General features: G+C 65.8%; 3 protein-coding genes. All 3 read left to right on the forward strand.

Annotated elements, in window-relative coordinates; translation table 11 throughout:
• Positions 1 to 40: 40 nt before the first annotated feature.
• Positions 41 to 1,525: a Ni/Fe hydrogenase subunit alpha gene (locus AADX97_RS28585; protein ID WP_374237545.1), complete on the forward strand. Its 1,485-nt coding sequence runs from the start codon at positions 41 to 43 to the stop codon at positions 1,523 to 1,525.
• Between the two features lie 174 nt (positions 1,526 to 1,699).
• Positions 1,700 to 2,458, forward strand: a complete 759-nt coding sequence (locus tag AADX97_RS28590; protein WP_374237546.1) for a mobilization protein — start codon at positions 1,700 to 1,702, stop codon at positions 2,456 to 2,458.
• Positions 2,459 to 2,593: 135 nt separating this feature from the next.
• Positions 2,594 to 5,125, forward strand: coding sequence for a DNA translocase FtsK (locus tag AADX97_RS28595; protein WP_374237547.1), 2,532 nt, complete (start codon positions 2,594 to 2,596; stop codon positions 5,123 to 5,125).
• Positions 5,126 to 5,180: the final 55 nt, after the last annotated feature.

The raw sequence follows: 5,180 nt of genomic DNA on the forward strand, positions 1-5,180 counted from the left end.
CCCCGAACCCCGAACCCCGAACCCGCCCGAGGTTTCTACCATGACCACGAATCTGGAGACCGCCCGGCACCCCGAAACCCTCAAGCGGGTCTGTATCGAGCCGCTGACACGCGTCGAGGGTCACGGCAAGGTGACCCTGTTGCTTGACGAGGACAACCGCGTCAAGCAGGCGCGGCTGCATATCGTCGAGTTTCGTGGCTTCGAGAAGTTTATCCAGGGCCGGCCCTATTGGGAGCTGCCGGTACTGGTACAGCGCTTGTGCGGGATCTGTCCGGTCAGCCATCATCTGGCTGCGGCCAAGGCGTGCGATCGGCTCATCGGTGTGGATCGGTTGACGCCGACGGCCGAGAAGGTGCGCCGGCTGATGCATCTGGGCCAGGTGCTCCAGTCCCACGCGCTGCACTTTTTCCATCTCTCCTCGCCGGATCTGCTGTTCGGCATCGACGACGCGGTGGCCCACCGCAACATCGTCGGTGTCATCCGGGACCATCCCGAGATCGCGATGCAGGGTGTGCTGCTGCGCAAGTACGGACAGGAGGTCATCCGCGTGACCTCGGGCAAACGGGTTCACGGCACGGGCGCGCTGCCGGGCGGGGTCAACAAGAATGTGAGTCTTGATGAGCGTGATCTCCTCTTGGCCGACATCGACCGAATCCTCAACTGGGCCGAGCAGGGCGTTCAGCTCATCAAGCGCATCATCCTGACGCGCCCAGACTTTCACTATCGCTTTGCCAGCGTCGATGCCAACACGCTGAGCCTGGTCGCGCCGGACGGCGGCTTCGAGCTCTACGACGGCGGGCTGCGCGCGCGCGACCCGCAGGGCGAGACCATCTTCGATCACGCGGACGATCAGGGTTATGCGGAGCTGCTCCACGAGGAGATCAAGCCTTGGAGCTACATGAAGTTTCCCTTCATCGTGGCGCTGGGGCCGGAGCACGGCTGGTATCGGGTCGGCCCGCTCGCGCGCGTCAACAACTGCGAGCGTTTTCATACCCCGCTCGCCGAGCAGGAGCGTCAGGACTTCGCGGCCGCCGGGGAGGGTCGCCCGCTGCAGGCCGCACTCACGACCCATTGGGCGCGGATGATCGAGCTGCTGCACTGCGCCGAGGCGATCCGCGAGCTGCTTGCGGACCCGGACCTGCAGGGCAACGACCTGCGTCGCGAGGGCACTCTGCAAACCACCGGTATCGGCGTGCTGGAGGCCCCACGCGGGACCCTCTTCCACCATTACGAGATCGACCCCGACGGGCTGGTCACCCGCGCCAACCTCATCGTCTCCACGACCAACAACAATCAGGTGATGAACGAGTCCATCCGCCGCGTCGCCGCCGACGACCTGGACGGACACGCGCTCACCGAGCCCTTGCTCAACCGCATCGAGGTCGCGATCCGGGCCTATGATCCCTGCCTGTCCTGCGCGACCCATGCGCTCGGCAAGATGCCGTTGGAGCTCGAGCTGCTCGACGCCGAAGGACAGCGTGTCGGACGGTTGGTGCGGCATGCCGACGGCGCGATCGGCCCCTGAGCGCGGATCGATCGCTCGGCGTCCGGCGCCCGACATGTCTGGTGTTGCCCGGTGTCTCGCAGCGCTCGCCATCACCGACAACACCGAGGGGCAGCCGTCGGCCGGCCCTTGCGGGACGCTCGTCCTCGGTGCATGCTCCGCGCCCATCAACGCGCACACCCGGAGCAACCACGCATGAGCAAGATCCATTTCATCGGCGGCGAGAAGGGCGGGGTCGGCAAGTCGGTGCTGGCTCGCCTGCTCGCGCAGCATCATATCGACAACAACCAACCCTTTACGGTCTTCGACACCGACCAATCCCATGGGGCCATGCTCCGCTTCTACGGCGCCTACTCCAGATCCGTTTTGCTCGACGCCTTCGAGGATGCCGATCAATTGATGGAGGCCGCGCTCGCGTCGCCGCAGAATGTGCTGGTGGATCTGGCTGCCCAGACCTCGGCACCCTTGTTCCGCTGGATCGATCAGAACGACTTCCTGACGCTTGCCGCCGACGAAGGGGTCGGAGTGGTCTTCTGGCATGTCATGGACGACGGTGCCGACGGCATCGGTCTGCTCCAGCGACTCATCGAGCGCTACGGTGACGCGGCCTCCTACGTCGTCGTGCAGAACTACGGCCGCGGAAAGGATTTCTCCGCGTTCCGGAGCTCTGCGGCCCGAGCCGCCGCCGAGGCCGTCGGTGCTCGATTCATCGAGCTCCCCGAGCTGCACGCGGCCACGATGCGCAAGGTCGACCATCTAGCGGCGAGCTTCTGGGCCGCAGGCCAGAGCCGGCCGGGCGGATTGGGTCTGATGGATCGCCAGCGTCTCAAGGTCTGGATGCGCAAGGCCAACGAGCAAATCGCCTTGTTGGGTCCGGTCCTCGCGGTGCAGCCGCCGGCCGAGTCCGTTCAGGAGTGGTTGACGGGCGCATTGGACGAGACGTCGCCCGGCTGACCGCATATCCGGAGGCGTCTAGCGGCGCGATCATTGCCCTGATGCAGGCGAGATCCGGGACGAATTCAGCCATCGAAACTACCCTAAGAAGCGCCGGCAAGGGTATTATGTGGAGCCAAAATTTCGGAGAGAGTCATGGCGCAGGCGACACGATACGGGCAGTTGACGTTCAGCGACTACGTGGAGCGCGCGCTCCGCGAGGGCGCCATGTGGACCCTCATGGTCGTGGCGCTCTATCTGATGCTCGCCTTGGCCAGCTATTCCCCGGATGACCCGGGTTGGTCCTACGTCGGCGACGTCTCGCAGGTCAGCAACTCGGCCGGTCGGGCCGGCGCCTGGTTCGCGGATGTCACACTCTTTCTTTTCGGGTTCTTCGCCTATCTGCTCCCGGTGATGGTCGGCTGGAGCGCCTGGCTCGTCTTCCGCGGTCGCGGCGAGGAGCCGGCGCCCCGCACCTGGATCCTGGCGCTGCGCTGGATCGGGTTCTTCATCACCATCGTCGCCGGCTGCGGATATGCCGCGATCCATCTCGCCGATCTCGGCGCCCATCTTCCGAACGGGTCCGGCGGTGGTCTGGGTCTACTCGTGAGCGGCAACATGCGCGCCGCCTTCAACACCAAGGGGACCGATCTGCTGCTCGGAGGTGCCCTTTTGGTCGGGTTTACGCTCTTCTCCGGGATCTCCTGGCTGAGGGTGGTCGACAGTACGGGGGCTGCCGTGCTGCAGGCTGCGGGCTGGGTCGCGAACGTCGTGCAGGGTGCTGCGACGAGCCTGGTGGCGCGTCGGCAGGCTGCCGGGGCTGCGGAGTCGACCGGGCTTCCCGAGGCATTGAATCTGATCGACGATCCCACGCAATTGGATGGACAATCGATGCTTTCGCGTTTGCAGGATGCGGCCGGCTCCGAAGAAGCGACGGGGCGCGAGCCCGGCGGGCGGCTCGGGCGTCGTTTCGAGGGGGTCCCGCGTCGTGTTCGGGATGCCATGGCAGAGCCCGAGACCCTGTCGCTCGACGATCTCAAGCGCGGTCAGAGACCCGTGCCGGCGGCGGCACCGCGGATCAAGACGGCGCCGCGCCCGGTGACCCGGCCGGAGCCGTCGATCCCGACCACCCAGGCCCCTTCGGTACAGGCTGCTTCGGCCGCCCATACCGCAACCGGTCGGACCGACGAGATCAGTCTTCCGCCGCTCGACCTGCTCGATCTCCCGCGTCCGAGCGGCCGGGCCTACTCGGACGAGCAGATCGAGGACCTCTCGCGACAGGTCGAGCTCAAGCTCGCCGATTTCGGCGTCCAGGTCCAGGTCGTGGCCGTCTATCCCGGTCCGGTCGTCACGCTCTTCGAGCTGGAGCTTGCGCCCGGCATCAAGGTCAGCAAGATCACCGGATTGGCGAAGGATCTGGCGCGTGCGCTCTCGACCATCAGCGTGCGCGTAGTGGAGGTCATCCCGGGCAAGTCGGTGATTGGCATCGAGATCCCCAACCAGCAGCGCGAGACGGTCTTTCTGCGTCAAACCTTCGGCTCGGCGACCTATCAGGACGCCAAGTCGCCCCTGACCTTGGGCCTGGGCAGCGACATCTCCGGTTTGCCCGTGGTCGTGGATCTGGCCAAGATGCCGCACGTGCTGATCGCCGGCACGACCGGCTCGGGAAAATCGGTGGCCATCAACGCCATGATCCTGAGCCTGCTCTACAAGGCCGGACCGCAGGACGTGCGGCTCATCATGGTCGATCCGAAGATGCTCGAGCTCTCCGTCTACGAGGGCATCCCGCATCTGCTCACGCCTGTCGTGACGGACATGAAGGAGGCGGCCAACGCGCTGCGCTGGTGTGTCGGGGAGATGGAACGCCGCTATCGCCTGATGGCGAAGCTCGGGGTGCGTAATATCGGCGGTTACAACCGCCAGATCGCCGACGCCGCGGCGCAAGGACGCACCATTCCGGACCCCACCATCGCGGCCGATTTCGCCGCCGAGCAGGGTGTCGAGGTGCCGGCCCTGGAGCATCTACCCTATATCGTCGTGGTGATCGACGAGCTGGCGGACATGATGATGGTCGTCGGCAAGAAGGTGGAAGAGTTGATCGCGCGTCTGGCACAGAAGGCGCGGGCATCGGGCATCCATCTCCTGCTCGCCACACAGCGGCCCTCGGTCGATGTGCTGACCGGGCTCATCAAGGCCAATATCCCGACCCGGATCGCCTTCCAGGTCTCATCGCGGATCGACTCGCGCACCGTCCTGGACCAGATGGGCGCCGAGCAGCTGCTCGGCAACGGCGACATGCTCTATCTGCCGCCCGGCGGGAACATCCCGCAGCGCGTGCACGGCGCCTTCGTCGACGATCACGAGGTCCATCGGATCGTCGAGCACCTCAAGCAGTTCGGTGCGCCCGAGTATCTGCAGGACGTGCTGCGCGAGCCGACCGAAGTGCTGCCCGGCATCGACCCCGAGCCGCGCGGCGACACCGAGGATACGGATCCCCTGTTCGACGAGGCGGTCCAGATCGTCGTGGAGAGCAGACGCGCCTCCATCTCGGGGGTACAACGGCGTCTGAAGATCGGTTACAACCGCGCCGCGCGCATGATCGAGGAGATGGAGAGGATCGGGATCGTGGGCGCGGCGGAGACCAACGGAAACCGTGAGGTCTTGGCGCCGCCGCCGATCGAGGATTGAAGGGGGGTCGGGTTCGGGGTTCGGGGTTCAGGGTTCAGGGTTCAGGGTTCAGGGT

It is taken from the genome of Thiocapsa sp. C2-2m (assembly GCF_041903745.1).
In the GTDB taxonomy this organism is placed as follows: Bacteria; Pseudomonadota; Gammaproteobacteria; order Chromatiales; family Chromatiaceae; genus Thiocapsa; species Thiocapsa roseilacustris.